Below are 20,061 nucleotides of genomic sequence, written 5' to 3'. Positions count from 1 at the left end.
GAAAATAAAAAGGTTCTTAGACTGTGCTCAGACAGAGACTGGTATGGGCAGCGGCATAAATGTGACGCTGATTATCCCGGGGCTGCCAGTTGACTCTGTTTATATATTCCACTGAATTTAACCACAATAACCTCAATGGGCCTTAACATGACTAATCGTAAGCTTGAAGTACTGACGCCGCAGAACTGCCAGATTATCTTTATCGACCAGCAACCTCAGATGGCGTTTGGCGTCCAGTCAATCGACCGTCAGGTTCTGAAAAACAACGTGGTTGCACTGGCGAAGGCAGCCAAAGTCTTCAACATCCCGACAGTGCTGACTACCGTTGAGACTGAAAGCTTTTCCGGTAACACTTTCCCGGAACTACTGGACGTGTTCCCGGGGCAGGACATTCTTGAGCGTACCTCGATGAACTCATGGGATGACCAAAAAGTCCGCGATGCACTGGCCGCTAACGGTAAGAAAAAAGTGGTGGTTTCAGGACTGTGGACCGAAGTCTGTAACAATACCTTTGCATTGTGCGCGATGCTGGAAGGCGACTACGAAATCTACATGGTGGCTGATGCATCAGGCGGTACCACCAAAGAAGCACACGACTATGCTATGCAGCGCATGGTTCAGGCAGGCGTGATACCGGTGACCTGGCAGCAGGTGATGCTGGAGTGGCAGCGTGACTGGGCGCACAAAGACACCTACACCGCTGTGATGGATATTGCCAAAGAACATTCAGGTGCTTACGGCATCGGCGTTGATTACGCTTACACCATGGTTCACAAAGCACCCTCACGTCAGAAGACTGAACACCGTACCCTGGCTCCGGTTCCTGCGAAAGTCCGTTAGTCCGTTTTAAATGGTCCGTCTCCCGGGGGACGGACCTTTATTTGATTAAGGAGGGCCCGTGAGTCCTTTATTATTGTCTCTGGGCGTGGGCGTGCTGATAGGTCTTATTTACTCACTACTTAAAGTACAGTCACCGGCTCCTCCTGCAGTGGCACTGATAGGGCTGCTGGGAATGGTGATGGGTAGCACGGCCGGCGGTAAACTGTTTCATACTGAAGCATCCGCGCGGGTACCCACTGCTGTGCAGAGTCAGACAGTGAGTGATAAGCAACTGTCTTTACCACCACGTATTGGCCAACAGGCGGACTAAACATGCTGAAATCCTACTCAGTCTCACTGACTGTCGGTATATTGGTTGGATTAATTTATGCCGTTCTGGACGTTAACTCGCCTGCGCCACCGATCATTGCCCTTGTGGGTCTGTTGGGTATGCAGGTTGGTGAGCATCTAATCCCATTGATCAAAAGACTGGTCAACCGTCAGCCGGTAAACCGGCACTGGTTTCGACACGAATATTACCATAAGATTGGCGACAAGACTCCGCCCTCTGGTGACAAAACCACCTAAGGATGTGACTCACAGGGCCTGAGCTTTATTTAAGGAAAACAGCATGGAGCTGTTGCAGCGCATTATCGTTGTCGATGATGAACGTTCGGTCCGCAATGGTCTGGTTAATCTGCTGGAATCTGAAGGTTATCAGACAGAAGCGTTCGGATCGGCAGAATCTCTTCTTTGTGATGAAGCAGCGATAGTCAATGCAGCGCTGTTTATCATTGATGTTCACCTGAAGGGCATCAGTGGATTTGAGCTTTTCATCCATCTGACCCGGCGGTTAAGAAAACCGGCGGGTATTATTATTTCCGGAAACGGGGATGAAAATATGATGCGGTATGCAATTAATCTGGGCGCCATCGCATTTTTATCTAAGCCGGTTGATATCGATACGTTGTTTGAGCTCATACGAAATGAGTTTTCCCAAAGGTAACCTGTCGATGATTACAACGCAGCAGACATTTAATTCCCCGGATAATGATGACTTCATTTTGTCTGAGGAGATAACCGTTAGCCCGCTTGCGTATGAAGGGAATATTGACTGGCTGCTGTGCCGTAATGCCAGCAGTGGCGATACCTTTGTTATGGCAACGGCGGGTAACGAAGCGTCAGTATTTCACATCACTCAGTTGCTGAAAAATGAATTTGCACTGCGCCATAAACTCTCTGATCACTGGTCGCTCAGGCCTGTTAAGCGAACTCATTATAAGGGCAGATATGCGCTGATATACCGGGCGTTCAACTATCGTACGCTGGCCGACTTACTCTGCACGCCACCTGGCAGCATCATAGAGTTTCTAAACTACGCGACTTTGCTTTGCACAACGCTAAGCGTTGCTCATCAGCAGGGCCTGGTGCATGGGGATATTAAACCCGCAAACTTTTTTTTCAGTGAGGATGGTAGCGTTTACCTGGCAGGGTTCGGGTTGTCATTCGTCCAGAATGATTTGCTTATACAGCCTGACCTGCCTGTCTCAGGGGGAACGCTTGCCTATATGTCTCCTGAGCATACCTCCCGGTCTGCCTATCCTGTCAGCCGTGTCAGTGATTTATATAGCCTGGGTATTGTGCTGTATGAACTCCTCACCGGCAGACTTCCCTATGGGAACGTGGAAGGAGGGCATGCAGAATGGGTACATCACCACATTGCCTCTGAAGCGACGCCTCCCCACTTGCTGTGTACAAACGTACCGGTGATGATCTCTTCGATAGTTTTGAAGCTCCTGCACAAATCGCCGGAATATCGTTATCAGACTGCAGACGGTTTGCTGGCTGACCTTCGCCGCTGCGCCACAACACTCTTGTCGGAGGGCAGTATTGAGTCCTTCTCTCCCGGAATGCAGGATACTCAGATGGAGAGCTATTCGACACAAGCGCTGTATGCTGACCATCCGCAGGCGACCTATGTTCTGGCTGCGTTTGATGAAGTCAGCCGAAGTGGTAAGCACGCCCTGGTTGCGGTGAGTGGCATGCCTGGTGCGGGAAAATCGTCGCTGATAGCTTCCGCGCTGAAGTTGCTGCGAAATAAGAAATCATTGCTTACCGTGGTAAAGGCTGACAAAAATTCACCGTTCCTTCCCTACGCTGTGTTTACCGCGGCTTTCAGAACGCTGACGTTGCACGTATTGGGTTTACCTGTGCAAGAGATGACGCGCTGGAAAACACACATTTTGCGCCTGATGGGAGAGCATGCTGGTCTGGCCGTGAATCTGGTTCCAGAGTTAGGGATACTGCTTAACCAGAAGTCTGTCGTGCAGACGCTTTCTCATACGCGTGATGCCCGGGATCGTTTTAATCTGGTGGCCTTCAACCTGATAAAAGCCTTTTCTGCCCCGGGTCGGCCACTGGTTATGCTTTTGGATGATATTCACTGGGCAGATCAGGCCTCGTTACATCTTTTACAGAATCTGTTGAGCCGGAGTGACGAGATCCCTCTTCTTCTGGTTATCACGCATCGTGACAGCATTTCCTTACCTTGTCCCACAATCGCCAATAACCTCAAGTGTATTCGGGAAAATGCGCATCGGATAACTGATATAACGCCTGAGCCCTTGACGGAAATAAGCATTGCCAACTGGCTTGCCGATCGTTTTCATGCCCGCAGTACAGAGACAATGGAGCTGGCAGCGCTGATGCATGAGAAGACCGCCGGAAACCCGCTCTCCACTCAGGAATTTTTTCGGCAGGCTGTCATTGATGGCCTGATTACCTATAATGCCCCGTTGAGATGGGCTTATGATTTACAGGCACTACGCAACAGCCACTATACGGCAAACGTAGCCGCCAGCGTATTACTGAATCTGTCTTCTCTCCCTTTACCGACCCGCGAATGGCTGGGACAGATTGCTGCCCTGGGGAGTACAGGTGAACTTTGTTTATTGAGCGATATGACCTCTGTTGAGGTTAAGGATATTGCAGGGTTACTCCGGCCTGCAGTGACTGCCGGATTTATCACGCTCAATGAAAATGTCTTTTCTTTTATGCATGACAGTATTTATGAAGCCGCCTTAAGTCTGCTGAATGATGAAAATAAGGATCATTTTCATTATAAAGCTGCGCGTTACTACATGCAGGAATCTTCGCTTAATATGACCAGTGAGTTTCTGTTCAGAGCGGCGCACCACCTGCTGTCGGTGAATCATTTATCCCTGTTGACTTCCGATTATGATGGCGTCAGCCAGTTTTTGCTCCGCGCCAGCAGATGCGCCAAAACCAGCGGTGATTGCGTTTCCGGGTTGCGTTATTTGCGGGCAATCAGGTTGCTTCATGAAAGTGTAGGTATCGAAATCACCGGTGAATATCTTCTTGAAGAGGCGGAGTGCGAGTTTTTCAATAGTAACTTTTCCTCCGCGCTGGAACTGAGTGCCCGCATCCAGTCATCATCCGGTCAGGTGGCAAATAAGGCGCAGGCGGCCTGTCTGATGGCTGAGATCCATATGCGGCAGTCCGACAGTAAACTTGCGCTGGAAACGGCGCTCACATGGCTTAGGGTATTTGGCATCGAGTTGAATCGCAATCCTACCCGGGAGGAGTGTGATGAAGCACGGAAAGTACTTAAAGATGATGTGGGGAAAAATCCGTATACCCGGTTTCGTTCTCTCGGACTGGTTGAGTGTAAAAATTCCGAGGCTGTCATGAATCTGCTGGCAGGTGCCAGCACCTTTGCGGCGTTTATCAATCCACGACTGCACTTCATGCTTCTGTGCAGGCTATTGCATCTGTCGATGGAGCGGGGTCTGTCAGGCGCATCTACACTCGCGCTTTCCTGGTATGGGGTAGTGTGTGGGGATCAATACGATGAGTACAGTCGTGGATTTGCCAGCACCTTGCTGGCACGTGAACTGGTTTATAAACATGATTTTGTCAGCTTTAAGGCTCGCACGTTACTGGCTCTCGACCAGGTCAGCGTATGGACTATGCCGATGAGCTATGCCATAGATCGAGCGAAAGCAGCATTCGATGTTGGCGTTGAAACGGGTGACAGGACGTCGGCCTGTCTGGCTCTGCGTCATCTGATCATGAACTATCTGGCTCGTGGTGATCACCTGGATGGGGTTTGCACTTCTATCACGCGCGGGATGTTATTTGTCAGAAAGGCAAAGTTCCGGGATGTGGAAGTGATTCTCGGCATGCAGATGGACTATGTTATGTTTCTGAGAAAGCCACGTGGAGACTCGTTCAGTGGCGATAATTTTCTGATACCGGTACCCGTAGCCATGAAGCCTGAGCAGGCTGTTGAGCCAGTGTTTCTGATGCAGTTCTGGTTACGACTCTATAAGGCCATGGCACACTTTTTCGCCGGCGAATATGCACAAGCAACTCGCTGGTTCAACGATGCCGGACAATTTACCGCATTTATTCCCGGACATGTTCACATGTTGGATTATCATCTTTACAGCGCGCTGTCACTGACGGTGCCTTTAAATACGGGGACCATGACAGAAGAGTTACGACATCAGCTGCAACTTCATCTTGAGCGGATCGTGACCTGGTCTAACGAAAACAGCAGGACATTCTCAGATAAGGAGGCGTTGCTGCGTGCTGAACTTTATCGGCTGGAAGGTGATACAGCCCAGGCTCTGGAGCTGTTTGAAAAGGCCATAACGTTATCACGTGAAGGCCAGTTTCCGCATATTAACGCTCTTGCCTGTGAGCTTGCTGCACGGATGGTATACGCATTAAACATGCCTTTTGCCGGTGATAGCTATATCAAGGGTGCTATCGCGGCGTGGGATCGGTGGGGGGCGGGGGCGAAAGTGCATCAGTTGGAAACGCAGTACCCGGCGCTGGCAAGCCACTCATCCCAGACGGCGTTGAGCACCGTACCCTTTGAGCAAAGTGCAGTTATCAGTGACCTGCAGAGCATAGTGACAGTCATGCGTGCGTTGACTGAAGAGATTAATCTGGACCGGCTTATCCATATTCTTATGATGATACTCGTTGAGCGGGCCGGTGCTCAGCACTGTATGCTGATTCGTCTTATCGACGGTAATACTCCGGAAATCCAGGCTAGAGCCTCGACGACCTCTGAGGGTGTTAAGGTCAAAATTGTTCAGGAATTGCCGACCGCAACCGACCTCCCTCTTTCAGTATTGTCAGCGGTTATCCGAACGGGCCAGGAGATCCGCACCGGGAAACCAGAAGTATTCAGCCCGTTTAGCCATGATAGCTATCTGGTTGCATCGGGTGCTGCGGTGATGTGCGTACCCATGTTCAGGCAGGCGCAGATGGTGGGTGTCATCTATCTGGAAAACCGGCTGATGCCCGATGTTTTTACCGCCGAACATTCCAGGATAGTTTCCATGCTCGGTGCTCAGGCCGCCGTGTCTCTTGAAACAGCCCGGCTTTATGCCGGGTTGCTCGAGGAAAACATACAGCGCAGGAAGATTGAAAAGCAGCTTCGTGCCAGCCAGACTTCTCTGATGCTGGGTGAAAAAATAAGTCATACCGGGACATGGCATTGGCTGATCGAACCCGATATCCAGTATATCTCTGATGAGTATAAGCGCATTATGGGATTGCCTGAAAGTCAGATGACAACCTCAATGGTTGAGTTTCAGAGCCGGGTGCATCCGGACGATCTTCCCTACCTGAAAGCGCAAATCGAGTCATGGGCACTTAAAGGTAAAGTGATGCAGGCTGAATTTCGCATCGTTCGTGATAACGGAGAGTGTCGCTATATAAAGGGCATCGGTGAGCCAAATGAAAACTGGCCTGAGGTCCGCGAGTATTTTGGCACCCTGACCGACATTACCTCCCAGCGTCAGGCGGAAGACGCGGTCAGGAGCGCCCAGACCGATCTTGCCCGGGTGGCCCGGGCATCTACAGTTGGGCAGTTGACCTCATCAATTGCACATGAAATTAATCAGCCACTGATGTCGATTGTATCGAATGCCGGAGCAAGCCAGAGATGGCTGAAACGCGAGCCTGCTAATCTGGAAAATGCAAGCCGGGGGCTGAGTGAGATAATCCGGGAAGGTCAGCGGGCAGGTAATATTATACGCGGTCTTCAGGCTCTGACGCGCAATCAGATGACTGAATTTTCCAGCGCAAACATGCATCAAATTGTACATGACATCATCATACTGACCCGACTGGAACTTGAACGCCGGAACGTTGCTCTTGAGCTGAATTTAGCGGCGGTCAACGACAGGGTATTCTGTGAGAACGTTCAGATTCAGCAGGTTATGATTAATCTTGTGATTAACGCCATAGAGGCGATGTCCGATAAATCTGGCTCGCGCAATCTGCGGATTGCCTCGTCTCATCCTTTGCCAGACATGATTCGTATCGATGTTGTGGACAATGGCACCGGCATGACAGATAAGGTTATCGGTAAAATTTTTGACTCGTTTTATACCACCAAGCCGGAAGGGATGGGGATGGGGCTAACCATAAGTCACGAAATTATTAAACGACACGGTGGTGAACTCAACGCAGAGAACCGGGAGGAAGGTGGCAGCCTTTTCTGGTTCACCTTGCCTCTGCAATGCCAGAATACTTCTGATATTCGTCCCGAAGGGTATACGGGAGAAATGTCTGGGATAAGCAAATAATGATGAAGGGATTTTAGGGACTAGTTGTCATCAGGCAGCCCCAGTTTCTCCGACATCCGTACGAGCTCCGGGACAGACCTGACCATCATCTTTTCCATGACTCTGCGCTTGTGAACTTTCGCGGTAATTTCACTGATCCCCATTTCTGCGGCTATCTGCTTGTTGAGAAGCCCCCTGATAATAAACTTCATCAGCTCTTTTTCCCGTGGTGTGAGAGAATGATAACGGCCCGTGACTTCGAGCTTCTCCCTGGACAATCGGGCACTTTTCTCTGAAAGTTCAAGAGCATCTTCAATGACTCTGATGAGTTCATCAGGCATAACCGGTTTGGTCAGAAATTCAAACGCACCTGCTTTCATGGCCCGAACCGTAATCGGGATGGTGCCATAGCCGGTAAGGAAAATGGTGGGGATAGTATGCCCCCGTTCTGTAAGATAAACACTGACCTCTAAACCATCAAATCCGGGCATGTTCAAATCCACGATTAGGCAGCCAGGGGTTTTGTATTCCGCCAGGTTCAGAAAATCAGAAGGGGAGGTAAAGGCTGCAATTTCATACCCCTCCGAACTGAGAAGGTTTTGCAACGAGGTGATTACAGATTCATCATCGTCAACAAGATATACAGTTTTATCCATAGCAACTCATTATGACTGTCAGGTGTTCTGTTTTTTCACAGGCAGACCAATATAACGCTTAATGTATTTACGCAACACCCTCAATCCTAACAGATTGTCACATTTATTAATGTTTTACACCATTCGCGCTTACAAAAAAATAGATTGCTGTGACTGAGTTGATTTGGCCACCTGAATAGCGGTGATATCATCGCCTCAGGCCCAAAAACAAGTGCCATGACGAAATGTCGGGATTGATTAACGTGCAACTCCCGGCCGGCGATAGAGGGGGCCGCTGAGTATTGGCTATGTTAATTGTGGCGCTTTTTGCCAGAGGGAAACGTTTGGGGCATCAATAGCTGAAACAGACTTTGCAGACCTGTTCTGTCTGTTGTCCGGAAAGGGCAGTGTATTTGTCAGCACTAGCGCCTTAACAGGGATTTGGGGTGGCTCATGGATTTGTCGCTTGTACTGAACCCTATAGTGAGGGCGGTATAGAGCATATCGAAATGTTTGGCAGGGTAATGAGTAGTGAAAGTGGCGAAGCAGGGCGCTTCGCCACGCAGTGATTAGCCGGCAGTCATCTGTCGGTCATCAACATATTTACGCTGGTCAGGTGCCGGAGGCACGTACTGATACATCCAGGTTTCGCTCAGCGTCTCTCCCTGCGATCGCAGGAACAGCCGCATGTTGACCGGTGCGGTAGAATCGCTGTTCGGGTACCAGTCGAACAGAATCCGGTAGGCTTTGAGGGGTTCAACATACAGAATCTCAACCTGTTTAAAGGTGCCGGAGGAGAGTGTGATGACCGGCTCAATACCTTTAGGTGCAGCAGCCTGCAAGTCTCCGCCGACAAAATCGACCGCGAAACGGCGGCACCAGACTTCCGGAAAATGTTCGCCCGGAGCCCAGCCTTCAGGGAAACCACCGATACCGGTTCGGGTAGCCGCAACCCGGGCCAGCGGACTTTGTACCGGAGGTAGCCCGCTCCAGTAGAGTTTATAGCCGAAATTCAGCTCGCTGCCGGCGGTGACTGGGGCTTCAGGTTTCCAGAAGCAGACAATATTATCCAGGGTCTCACCGGTAGTCGGGATCTCCATCAGGTTAATGGCACCTTTACCCCATTTGCCAACGGGTTCTACCCACAGGCTTGGACGTTTGTCATACCAGCCAATCACATCCTGATAGTCATTAAAGTCATGATCCAGCTGCAGTAAACCAAAACCACGCGGGTTTTCATCATTAAAACTGTTGAAGGTCAGGCGTTGAGGATTATTCAGTGGCCGGGCAATCCACTCTCCTTTTCCTGTCCACATGGCCAGACGGTCGGAATCGTGGATCTGAGGATGATAGGTGTTACACATCCGACGGTCATTGGTTCCGCAACTGAACATGCTGGTCATTGGTGCGATACCTAACTGTTCGATAGCTTTGCGGGCATACAGGTTATTTTCGACAGTCATCACCACACGGTCTTTTTCACAATCAATAGTGAACTTAAAGGCTCCGGTAATGCTGGCACCGTCCAGTAGGGCGTAGACGACAAAACTGGTGTCTTGCGGTTTTGGTGTTTCAAACCAGAAGGCAGTGAAATCCGGGAACTCTTCGTGATTAGTGAAGGTATCAATTGCCACACCACGGGCAGATAAACCGTACTGATAAGTATCATCGACGGCACGGAAATAGCTGGCACCGAGGAAAGAAACGATATCGCGGCGCGCCAGTTCGGGCTTTTTAAACGCCCGGAACCCGGCAAAACCCAGATCGGTTTTTCCCACCAGTTGTTTTACGTCAACATGCGCATTGTTATAGCTGAACAGCTCCGGGCGGAAATGAATTTCCCTCGCCTGACGGCTGGAAGGGTCTACCGAAAACATCCTGATGCGTCGTTTAAAGCCCATGCCAACATGGAAAAACTGCACATCCAGCTGACGGTCCGGAATATTATTCCACAAGGAGTGCCCGGCATCGTACTGAATAGCGTTGTAATCCTGTGGTGTCAGATTGGCCAGTGTTTCAGGTAACGGACCCGGAGCGCCCCCCCAGGGCTGTTTTGCCAGAGCAGCTGCCTGCTGTTTCAGTTGGTTAAAATCGAATTGCCGGGCATGTCCGTCGGCGATACCGTCAGCCGCCCAGGCGGAGTTTCCCAGCAGGGAAGATAATCCTGTCATGGTCCCGAGGGCGGAAACCGCCAGCGAGCCTTTCATAAACATTCTGCGATTCATACCGGAAACATTTTCCTTGGTTGTTCAGGTGTATATTGGCTGCGGCGACAAAGTCACTGCAAATTGTGCCGGTGAATGGTGTTCATCCACTACGACAGGGCACCGCTTCTAAAATTCATTGCTAAGAAATTTATCAGAATAATCAGAGAAAAGGTGCATTTTCCAGCGGCCGGTCAGGTTATTTTACTTTCCGGACTCATGATGAGCGCAGGGCTTACTCTGCTGGTGATGCTGAGATGGTCGTTTTCAATGGCCTTGGTTGCCTGAGCTTGTAATCACTCGCGGACAGTATTTTAATGAGTCTCTTTGTCAATTCTCATAGCCCGAAGCAGCCTGTGTCAGTGGCTGCATCGGACTCAGCCACGTTAACTGTTCAGGAGCTGTAAGTTGAATATTGAAATGCTGTCTACCGGCGATGAAGTGCTGTACGGTCAAATCACCGATACCAATGCTGTCTGGCTGGCGGATACTTTTTTTTCTCACGGTCTGGTAATGACCCACCGCTCGACAGTAGGTGACCAACTGGATGCTCTGGTGGAAGAGTTACAGCAACGTAGCCTGCTGGCCGATGTGCTGATTGTTAACGGCGGACTGGGACCCACCAGCGATGATCTGAGTGCCCGGGCCGCAGCCATTGCCTGCGGCGTTGAACTTGAACTGAATCAACAGTGGTTGCAGCGAATCGAAGCTTTTTTTAGTGAAAGGGGGCGGACGATGGCTGCTTCTAACCGCAAACAGGCCGAAATTCCGCAGCATGCCGAAATAATGGATAACCGGGTAGGGACAGCCTGCGGTTTTGCGGTGACCCTGAATAATTGCCGGATCTTTTTTACCCCCGGGGTGCCGTCAGAATTTAAGGTAATGGTCACCGAACAGATTTTGCCGCGGCTGGCTGAACAATTCAGCCTGCCGGAGAAACCTCTCTGCCTGCGACTGACGACTTTTGGCCGTGGTGAAAGTGATCTGGCGGCGCAACTGGACAGTTTAGCACTGCCACAAGGCGTCTCTCTTGGATACCGGGCAGCCATGCCGGTGGTGGAAATTAAACTGACCGGACCTGGCAGTGAGACGGTAGCAATGAACAACTGCTGGCAAACTATCCGTCAGCAACTGGCTGACTGGATTCTGTTTGAAGGAACTGAAGGGCTGCCGGCTGTACTGGCACGTGAAATCAGACAGCGTGGTTTAACCCTGTCGGTGAGTGAGAAATTTACGGCCGGATATCTTCACTGGTCACTGGCATCGGCCGGTGTGCCGTTGCGGGGCGGTGATTTACCGGCCGCGGGCGTGGAGACCCTTGCTGAACTGGCACAGCGCGCGGCACTGCTGGCTGAACATCAACGGGCATCACTGGCTCTGGCCGTCGGTGAACTGAGTGACGAGTCGCTGGGGGTTTGTCTGGTGACCCCACAGGGTACTGAAGCGCAGCAGCTAACTTTTAATACTCAGCGTCACTCGCTGTCAGCCCGTCAGGAGCTGATCAGTACGGTTGCGATGAATATGTTATTACGTTGGCTGCAGGGGAAAAATTCTCCGGCCACCCATAGCTGGCTGGAAGTGACCGGTCATTTACTTCTTCCTTAATCTTTTTGGCAGCGAGCAGCTGCCTGTCCTGAAAGGTTGTGACAATGCAGCTGAATGATATTTCATTTGGTGTGACCGACTGGCAGGTCGTCGTCGGAGAAAAGCATGCCGGTGAGCAAGGGATGGCTGTCTGGAAAACCCGGCTGTTTGATGATATCCGGGTCAGAGAAGTGACTTATTCTGCCGGTTACCTGGCCGATCACTGGTGTAAAAAAGGCCATATTCTGTTCTGTCTGGAAGGTGAGATGGTCACTGAACTTGAAGATGGCAGGACATTTACCCTGAAAGCCGGTATGAGCTATCAGGTGGCGGATCACGCCGAGGCACATCGTTCCTCAACGATCAGTGGTGCACGGTTATTTATTGTCGACTAATGGGCGGATGAATCAGCTATCGCCGGTTTGGTCCGGCGATAGCGAGAGGCTAAAGTTCCAGTTCAATATCGCCGACGGGTCGACAGCAGCAGGGTAAAATTTCACCCTGGCCGACAAATGCCAGCGGTTCACTTCGGTAGCAGACCTTGCCTTTACGCAGTTTCAGACGACATGATCCACAATAGCCTTCCCGACACTGATACTCTACCGGCAGCTGATGTGCTTCAAGTGCGCTCAGCAGGTTAGGGTAGGCGTTTTCAACACACTCAAGCTCACGACCTGAGCGGCTGAGCAGGATGACACTGGACTTATCCATTATTAAAGCTGGAAGTCGTTAAAATCATCAGCACCGACTTCAGAGTCGATTTGACCGACCAGATAAGAACTGACTTCCACTTCCTGTGGAGCAACCTGAACGTTGTCCGAAACCAGCCAGGAATTGATCCATGGGATCGGGTTGGAACGGGTCTGGAATGGCAGGTCCAGCCCGACAGCCTGCATACGGATATTAGTAATATATTCAATATACTGGCAGAGAATATCTTTGTTCAGGCCAATCATTGAGCCGTCACGAAACAGATATTCTGCCCACTCTTTTTCCTGAATGGCGGCTTTCTTAAATAACTCATAGCATTGCTCCTGGCATTCAGCAGCAATCTCTTTCATTTCTGGGTCATCTTCACCGCTGCGCATCAGGTTCAGCATATGCTGGGTACCTGTCAGGTGCAGGGCTTCGTCACGGGCAATCAGACGAATAATTTTGGCGTTACCTTCCATCAGTTCACGTTCCGCAAAAGCGAACGAACAGGCAAAACTGACATAAAAACGGATGGCTTCCAGCGCATTGACACTCATCAGACACAGATAGAGCTGTTTCTTCAGGGTACGCAGGTTAACGACAATCTCTTTACCGCCCACCTGATGGGTGCCTTCACCCAGCAAGTGCCAGTAGCTGGTCATTTCGATCAGATCATCATAATACCCGGTGATGTCTTCAGCGCGCTTAAGAATCTGTTCATTAGTCACAATATCGTCAAACACCAGCGCCGGGTCGGTCACGATATTTCGGATGATATGGGTGTAAGAGCGGGAGTGAATAGTTTCAGAAAACGCCCAGGTTTCAATCCAGGTTTCCAGCTCAGGAATAGAGACCAGCGGCAATAACGCGACGTTCGGACTGCGGCCCTGAATAGAATCCAGCAGTGTCTGATATTTCAGATTGCTGATAAAAATGTGCTTTTCATGCTCAGGCAATGACTGATAGTCAATCCGATCACGGGCAACATCAACTTCTTCAGGGCGCCAGAAAAAAGAGAGTTGTTTCTCGATCAGTTTTTCAAAAATATCATATTTTTGCTGATCGAAACGGGCAACATTCACCGACTGTCCAAAAAACATCGGTTCTTTTAACTGGTCATTTTTGTTTTGCGAGAATGTAGTATAGGCCATAAGCAGACATCCGATAGATACAGGCTAACGTTTTAGCGGTTAAATAGCTAAAGTCAGGGGCCGGTGGCGGCCCCTGGCAGAGGTTTAAATCTTGCAGGCGCCGCCTTCACAACCGTCATCGGCGGGTGCCAGGTCGTCCTGAGCATCTTCAGCACCGTCACGGGTGTTCTGGTAATAGAGCGTCTTAACGCCAAATTTGTAGGCAGTCAGCAGGTCTTTCAACAGCTGTTTCATTGGGACCTTACCGTTAGCAAACCGGGAAGGGTCATAGTTGGTGTTTGCCGAAATCGACTGGTCGACAAATTTCTGCATCACACCCACCAGTTGCAGGTAACCGTCGTTCGATGGCATTTCCCACAGCAGCTCATAGTTATTTTTCAGCTCTTCATAATCTGGTACTACCTGACGCAGGATACCGTCTTTTGAGGCTTTAATACTGACATGTCCGCGCGGGGGCTCAATGCCATTGGTAGCATTGGAAATCTGCGATGATGTCTCTGAAGGCATCAGCGCAGACAGAGTCGAGTTACGCAGGCCATGAGTTTTGATAGATTCTCTCAGTGATTCCCAGTCCAGATGCAATGGTTCATTGCAGATAGCATCGAGATCCGCTTTGTATGTATCAATCGGAAGCACGCCGGCCGCATAAGTGGTTTCATTAAACCACGGGCAGGCACCCTGTTCTTTAGCCAGTTCGTTAGAAGCTTTCAGCAGGTAGTACTGAATAGCTTCAAAGGTTTTATGTGTCAGGTTATTCGCGCTGCCATCAGAATAACGTTTACCGTGTTTCGCCAGGTAGTAAGCATAGTTAATCACGCCAATACCCAGAGTACGACGACCCATCGCTCCGCGTTGCGCGGCAGGGATCGGGTAGTCCTGATAATCCAGCAGGGCATCCAGAGCTCGTACCGCGAGCACCGCCAGATCTTCCAGTTCATCAAGATGACTGATAGCTCCGAGGTTAAATGCCGACAGGGTACACAAAGCGATTTCGCCATTCTCGTCGTTGACATCTTCCAGCGGCCGGGTAGGCAGGGCAATTTCAAGACACAGGTTTGACTGACGCACAGGAGCGACCGCCGGATCAAACGGACTGTGGGTGTTGCAGTGGTCAACGTTTTGAATATAAATACGTCCGGTTGAAGCTCGTTCCTGCATCATCAGTGAGAACAGTTCTACCGCTTTAATCCGTTGTTTACGGATGCTGCTGTCCTGCTCATATTTGACATACAGGCGTTCGAATTCATCCTGGTCAGCAAAGAAGGCATCATACAGACCAGGCACGTCCGACGGGCTGAACAGGGTGATGTCTTCGCCTTTGAGTAAACGCTGGTACATCAGTTTGTTGAGCTGCACTCCGTAGTCCATATGACGAACACGGTTTCCTTCCACACCACGGTTGTTTTTTAACACCAACAGGCTTTCTACTTCCAGGTGCCAGAGCGGATAGAACAGTGTGGCCGCACCGCCACGAACCCCCCCCTGGGAGCAGGATTTTACCGCTGTCTGGAAGTGTTTATAGAACGGAATACATCCGGTGTGGAATGCTTCCCCGCCGCGAATCGGGCTACCCAGTGCACGAATGCGACCGGCATTAATTCCGATACCAGCACGTTGTGAGACATATTTCACAATGGCGCTGGACGTGGCATTAATAGAATCCAGGCTGTCACCACATTCAATTAACACACAGGAGCTAAACTGGCGGGTCGGGGTACGGACACCCGCCATAATTGGAGTGGGAAGTGAAATCTTAAAAGTGGATACCGCGTCGTAAAAACGTTTGATGTAATCAAGACGGGTTTCACGCGGGTACGCAGAAAACAGGCAGGCAGCCACCAGAATATACAGGAACTGCGCACTCTCATAAATCTCACCGCTCACACGGTTCTGAACCAGATATTTGCCTTCCAGCTGTTTTACTGCGGCATAAGAGAAGGTCATATCGCGCCAGTGGTCAATAAATCCGTCCATTTGCGCAAACTCTTCGGCCGTGTAATCTTCCAGCAGATGGTTATCATACTTACCACGTTCGACCATAGCAGTCACGTGGTCATACAGCGCAGGGGGCTCAAACTGACCGTAGGCTTTCTTACGCAGGTGGAAAATTGCCAGTCGTGCCGCGAGATACTGGTAATCTGGTGCATCACGGGAAATCAGGTCCGCGGCTGCTTTGATGATAGTTTCATGGATATCGGAAGTTTTGATTCCATCATAAAACTGAATATGTGAGCGCAACTCGACCTGCGAGACCGAGACATTGTGAAGACCTTCTGCTGCCCAATCGAGTACCCGGTGTATTTTATCGAGATTGATTCGTTCCTGGCTTCCATCGCGTTTCGTAACGAGCAGACTTTGGTTCATGTCGCGTTTACCTATCTATGCATGAGTATCAGTGAGTTATACATTTTGCGTAGTTATGCACAGCATTTTCTTTGTGAATAAAACTGTGGATAACCACTACATGTAGGGGCTGTACGGAAAATATATAACAAGATAGGGTTTATTCTAGTGAGTTCGCCGGACTTAACAAGAGGAAAAATAGATGGTGAATCGGCTTGTAATTTTCGAATTTTCCCCCAGGCCGCATGATTAAAGGCACTCTCTGATGTCAATAATTGAAAGAAAAAATTTCTTTTTGCGATCGGTCGCCGGTTTTTCATTCAGCAGGGGCGGCGGAAGGTCATTTATCTGTCTAAAGCCATTAACAGGGTGACAGTCACTGCATCAGCCTCCGACAGGCATATTTTATCGTACTGCCGGAGGGTTTTCAGGCAAAAATCACCGGAGGGTGATAATCAGACCCTTTCCGGGCAACTGGTGTGAATCATATAATTAACATCCACGCCATGTCCCAGCCGGAACTGGTTAGTCAGCGGGTTGTAATGCAGCCCGATCATCCCTTCTTCACGTAACGGGGTTTCGTCTACCCAGTTCAGCAGTTCTGCCGGGCGGATAAACTTTTTAATATCGTGAGTACCACGCGGAACCATACGTAAAACATATTCAGCACCAAATACGGCCATCAGCCAGGCCTTAGGATTACGGTTAATGGTAGAGAAAAATACCTGCCCACCCGGTTTAACCAGTCTGGCACAGGCATGAACCACCGAGCGTGGGTCGGGAACGTGCTCCAGCATTTCCATGCAGGTGACCACGTCATACTGTCCGGCAAAAAGGCCAGCGTGCTCTTCAACGGTACGCTGAACATAATCTACGCTGACACCACTTTCCAGCGCATGCAAGCGGGCGACTTCCAGAGGTTCGGCTCCCATATCGAGCCCGGTAACATCGGCGCCTTCACGGGCCATGCTTTCCGCCAGAATTCCGCCGCCACAGCCAACATCCAGAACTTTCTTACCGAACAATCCCTGGCTGTTCTGGCTAATATAGCCGAGTCGCAGGGGATTAATACGGTGCAGAGGCTTGAACTCGCCTTCCATATCCCACCATCTGGAGGCCACTGCTTCAAATTTGGCAATTTCCTGATGGTCGACATTCTGCTGTTTTTCCGCTGAAGGCATATTCATGGGTCTCTACTCCTGACAAAATTTTCCCGAGTATAAACGCTTACAGAGCTTGCGGCACCCTCCGCTTGTGGATCTGCGTAACTAATCTGATGCTAAGGTGCACCGCAGGGCGGGAATGTGATATGATTTGCGGTCTGAATAGTCGGCAATATCTAGAGGGATATCGGCTCCATGAGCGACTTAGCAAGAGAAATCACCCCGGTTAATATCGAGGAAGAATTAAAAAATTCTTATCTTGATTATGCCATGTCGGTCATCGTTGGCCGTGCGTTACCTGATGTGCGTGATGGTCTGAAACCAGTACACCGCCGTGTGCTGTTTGCCATGAACGAGCTGGGTAATGACTGGAACAAAGCCTACAAAAAATCTGCCCGTGTTGTCGGGGATGTCATCGGTAAATACCACCCGCATGGTGACTCTGCTGTCTATGAAACCATTGTTCGTATGGCACAGCCGTTTTCACTTCGCTACATGCTGGTCGACGGTCAGGGGAACTTTGGTTCGATCGACGGTGACTCCGCGGCAGCAATGCGTTATACCGAAATTCGTATGTCCAAAATTGCCCATGAATTGCTGGCTGACCTGGACAAAGAGACTGTTGATTTTGTACCTAACTATGACGGTACAGAACAAATCCCGGAAGTTATGCCGACCAGGGTTCCGAACCTGCTGGTGAATGGTGCTTCCGGGATTGCGGTGGGGATGGCGACCAATATACCTCCGCACAACCTTAATGAAGTGATTAACGGTTGCCTGGCGCTAATTGATGACAGTGAAATCACTGTCGAAGGGCTGATGGAACATATTCCTGGTCCGGATTTCCCGACCGCCGCCATTATTAATGGCCGCAGGGGGATTGAAGAAGCCTACCGTACTGGTCGCGGTAAAATTTATATCCGTGGTCGAGGTGAAGTCGAGACAGATGCGAAAACCGGCCGTGAAACGATTATCGTGCATGAAATCCCTTATCAGGTGAATAAAGCACGGCTTATTGAAAAAATTGCTGAGCTGGTTAAAGAAAAGCGTATTGAAGGCATCAGTGCACTTCGTGATGAGTCAGATAAAGATGGTATGCGCATCGTTATTGAAGTAAAACGCGATGCCGTCGGTGAAGTAGTTCTTAATAATCTCTATTCCCTGACCCAGTTACAGACCTCTTTCGGTATCAACATGGTGGCGCTGCATCAGGGCCAGCCAAAGATTATGCCGCTGAAAGATATTCTGGAAGCTTTTGTCCGCCACCGTCGTGAAGTCGTTACCCGGCGCACCATCTATGAGCTGCGTAAAGCCCGCGATCGTGCGCATATCCTTGAAGGCCTGGCCATTGCGTTGGCGAATATCGATCCGGTGATCGAGTTAATTCGTAACGCACCCTCTCCGGCTGAAGCAAAAGCGGCATTGATCGCCAAAGCCTGGGACCTGGGTAACGTCGCTGCAATGCTGGAAAAAGCCGGTGATGATGCTGCCCGACCGGAGTGGCTGGAACCTGAATACGGAATTCGTGACGGTGCTTACTACCTGACAGAACAGCAGGCTCAGGCCATTCTGGATCTGCGTTTGCAGAAACTGACAGGCATGGAGCATGAAAAACTGCTGGATGAGTACAAACAGTTACTGGAAGAGATTGCTGAGCTGATTTTCATTCTGCAGGACTCGAATCGTCTGATGGAAGTGATTCGTGAAGAGCTGGTAGCTGTCCGTGAACAGTTCGGTGACCAACGTCGAACAGAAATCACCGCTAATTCTGCAGATATCAATATTGAAGATCTGATTAACGAAGAAGATGTGGTGGTTACTCTGTCACATCAGGGCTATGTCAAATACCAGCCACTGACCGACTATGAAGCACAACGTCGTGGTGGGAAAGGTAAGTCTGCTGCCAGAATTAAAGAAGAAGACTTTATTGACCGTCTGCTGGTGGCTAACACCCATGATACGATTCTTTGTTTCTCCAGCCGGGGTCGCCTGTACTGGATGAAGGTCTACCAGTTACCGGAAGCCAGCCGTGGCGCCCGTGGACGGCCAATCGTTAACCTGCTGCCGCTGGAAGCCAATGAGCGTATTACGGCGATTCTGCCGGTACGTGAATATTCTGAAGGTTTGAATATTTTTATGGCAACCGCCAGCGGTACGGTGAAGAAAACGTCACTGACCGAATTCAGCCGCCCACGCAGTGCCGGGATCATTGCTGTAAATCTGCGGGATGACGATGAACTGATTGGTGTAGCGCTGACCGACGGTAATGATGAAGCCATGCTGTTCTCAGCGGCCGGTAAAGTTGTACGCTTCTCTGAGCAGGCGGTCAGACCGATGGGACGTACCGCCTCCGGTGTCCGCGGAATTAAACTGGCGGATACTGACAGGGTAGTATCGCTGATTATTCCGCGTGAAGACGGGGCAATTCTGACGGTGACCCAAAACGGCTATGGTAAACGTACTGCCAATCAGGAATATCCGACCAAGTCACGTGCGACTCAGGGGGTTATCTCGATTAAAGTGACAGAACGCAATGGTCCGGTGATTGGTGCGGTTCAGGTGGTCGACAGTGATCAAATCATGATGATCACTGATGCCGGAACGCTGGTCAGAACCCGTGTATCTGAGGTCAGCGTGGTAGGCCGTAATACCCAGGGCGTCATTCTGATTCGTACTGCAGAAGACGAGAATGTGGTAGGTCTGCAGCGCGTGGCTGAACCGGTTGAAGAAGAAGAATTGGATGCTATTGATGGTACGGTGGCAGAAGGGGATGACGATCTCGGCCAGGAACCAGAAACCGATGATGATGCTGAGCCCGAAGATGAATAAATCTCTGCGGGTTGCAAAGTAGCAAAAAGAGG

General features: G+C 50.2%; 15 protein-coding genes. 9 read left to right on the top strand and 6 right to left on the bottom strand.

Annotated elements, in window-relative coordinates:
* The first annotated feature begins 147 nt into the window (after positions 1–147).
* The 5 genes from HA49_RS07640 to HA49_RS07620 are packed head-to-tail and all read left to right on the top strand — an operon-like array spanning position 148 to position 7,448.
* On the top strand, positions 148–840 hold the full coding sequence (locus HA49_RS07640; protein WP_038021715.1) for a hydrolase: 693 nt from the start codon (positions 148–150) through the stop codon (positions 838–840).
* Positions 841–898: 58 nt separating this feature from the next.
* The gene (locus HA49_RS07635) at positions 899–1,150 is read left to right on the top strand and encodes a DUF1427 family protein (RefSeq protein WP_038021713.1); all 252 of its coding nucleotides are present in this window, start codon (positions 899–901) and stop codon (positions 1,148–1,150) included.
* Positions 1,151–1,152: 2 nt separating this feature from the next.
* Positions 1,153–1,407, top strand: a complete 255-nt coding sequence (locus HA49_RS07630) for a DUF1427 family protein (RefSeq protein WP_038021710.1) — start codon at positions 1,153–1,155, stop codon at positions 1,405–1,407.
* A gap of 43 nt (positions 1,408–1,450) precedes the next feature.
* A complete protein-coding gene (locus HA49_RS07625; protein ID WP_038021707.1) occupies positions 1,451–1,825 on the top strand; it encodes a response regulator in 375 nt (124 codons plus the stop codon).
* A gap of 7 nt (positions 1,826–1,832) precedes the next feature.
* Positions 1,833–7,448, top strand: coding sequence for an ATP-binding sensor histidine kinase (locus tag HA49_RS07620; RefSeq protein ID WP_046791715.1), 5,616 nt, complete (start codon positions 1,833–1,835; stop codon positions 7,446–7,448).
* Positions 7,449–7,468: 20 nt separating this feature from the next.
* On the opposite strand, the gene HA49_RS07615 is transcribed toward HA49_RS07620, so the two are convergent.
* Positions 7,469–8,083 carry a response regulator transcription factor gene (locus HA49_RS07615; protein ID WP_038021704.1) on the bottom strand — a complete coding sequence of 205 codons (615 nt, stop codon included), beginning with the start codon at positions 8,081–8,083 and terminating at the stop codon, positions 7,469–7,471.
* A gap of 425 nt (positions 8,084–8,508) precedes the next feature.
* Here HA49_RS07615 and HA49_RS21970 point away from each other — a divergent pair, with 425 nt between their 5' ends.
* Positions 8,509–8,631 carry a hypothetical protein gene (locus HA49_RS21970; protein WP_281177695.1) on the top strand — a complete coding sequence of 41 codons (123 nt, stop codon included), beginning with the start codon at positions 8,509–8,511 and terminating at the stop codon, positions 8,629–8,631.
* On the opposite strand, the gene HA49_RS07610 is transcribed toward HA49_RS21970, so the two are convergent.
* The gene (locus HA49_RS07610; protein ID WP_038021700.1) at positions 8,632–10,287 is read right to left on the bottom strand and encodes a glucan biosynthesis protein D; all 1,656 of its coding nucleotides are present in this window, start codon (positions 10,285–10,287) and stop codon (positions 8,632–8,634) included.
* A 399-nt stretch (positions 10,288–10,686) separates the two neighbouring features.
* Between HA49_RS07610 and HA49_RS07600 the strand changes: the two genes are divergently transcribed.
* The gene (locus HA49_RS07600) at positions 10,687–11,871 is read left to right on the top strand and encodes a nicotinamide mononucleotide deamidase-related protein YfaY (RefSeq protein WP_038022686.1); all 1,185 of its coding nucleotides are present in this window, start codon (positions 10,687–10,689) and stop codon (positions 11,869–11,871) included.
* Positions 11,872–11,915: 44 nt separating this feature from the next.
* Positions 11,916–12,245 (top strand): DHCW motif cupin fold protein, encoded by a 330-nt coding sequence (locus HA49_RS07595; RefSeq protein WP_038021695.1) that lies wholly within the window; start codon positions 11,916–11,918, stop codon positions 12,243–12,245.
* 49 nt (positions 12,246–12,294) lie between these two features.
* On the opposite strand, the gene yfaE is transcribed toward HA49_RS07595, so the two are convergent.
* From yfaE to ubiG, 4 genes are all read right to left on the bottom strand, one after another.
* Positions 12,295–12,561 carry a class I ribonucleotide reductase maintenance protein YfaE gene (gene yfaE, locus HA49_RS07590; protein WP_038021693.1) on the bottom strand — a complete coding sequence of 89 codons (267 nt, stop codon included), beginning with the start codon at positions 12,559–12,561 and terminating at the stop codon, positions 12,295–12,297.
* Positions 12,562–12,563: 2 nt separating this feature from the next.
* Positions 12,564–13,694 (bottom strand): class Ia ribonucleoside-diphosphate reductase subunit beta, encoded by a 1,131-nt coding sequence (gene nrdB / locus HA49_RS07585; protein ID WP_038021690.1) that lies wholly within the window; start codon positions 13,692–13,694, stop codon positions 12,564–12,566.
* 84 nt (positions 13,695–13,778) lie between these two features.
* Positions 13,779–16,058 (bottom strand): class 1a ribonucleoside-diphosphate reductase subunit alpha, encoded by a 2,280-nt coding sequence (gene nrdA, locus HA49_RS07580; protein ID WP_038021687.1) that lies wholly within the window; start codon positions 16,056–16,058, stop codon positions 13,779–13,781.
* A 434-nt stretch (positions 16,059–16,492) separates the two neighbouring features.
* Positions 16,493–17,224, bottom strand: a complete 732-nt coding sequence (gene ubiG / locus HA49_RS07575) for a bifunctional 2-polyprenyl-6-hydroxyphenol methylase/3-demethylubiquinol 3-O-methyltransferase UbiG (protein ID WP_038021683.1) — start codon at positions 17,222–17,224, stop codon at positions 16,493–16,495.
* Positions 17,225–17,395: 171 nt separating this feature from the next.
* Here ubiG and gyrA point away from each other — a divergent pair, with 171 nt between their 5' ends.
* A complete protein-coding gene (gene gyrA, locus HA49_RS07570; protein WP_038021680.1) occupies positions 17,396–20,029 on the top strand; it encodes a DNA topoisomerase (ATP-hydrolyzing) subunit A in 2,634 nt (877 codons plus the stop codon).
* The last annotated feature ends 32 nt before the right edge of the window (positions 20,030–20,061 follow it).

It is taken from the genome of Tatumella morbirosei (genome assembly GCF_000757425.2).
GTDB classification, from domain to species: domain Bacteria; phylum Pseudomonadota; class Gammaproteobacteria; order Enterobacterales; family Enterobacteriaceae; genus Tatumella; species Tatumella morbirosei.
This window is presented reverse-complemented; position numbering and strand designations above follow the sequence as displayed.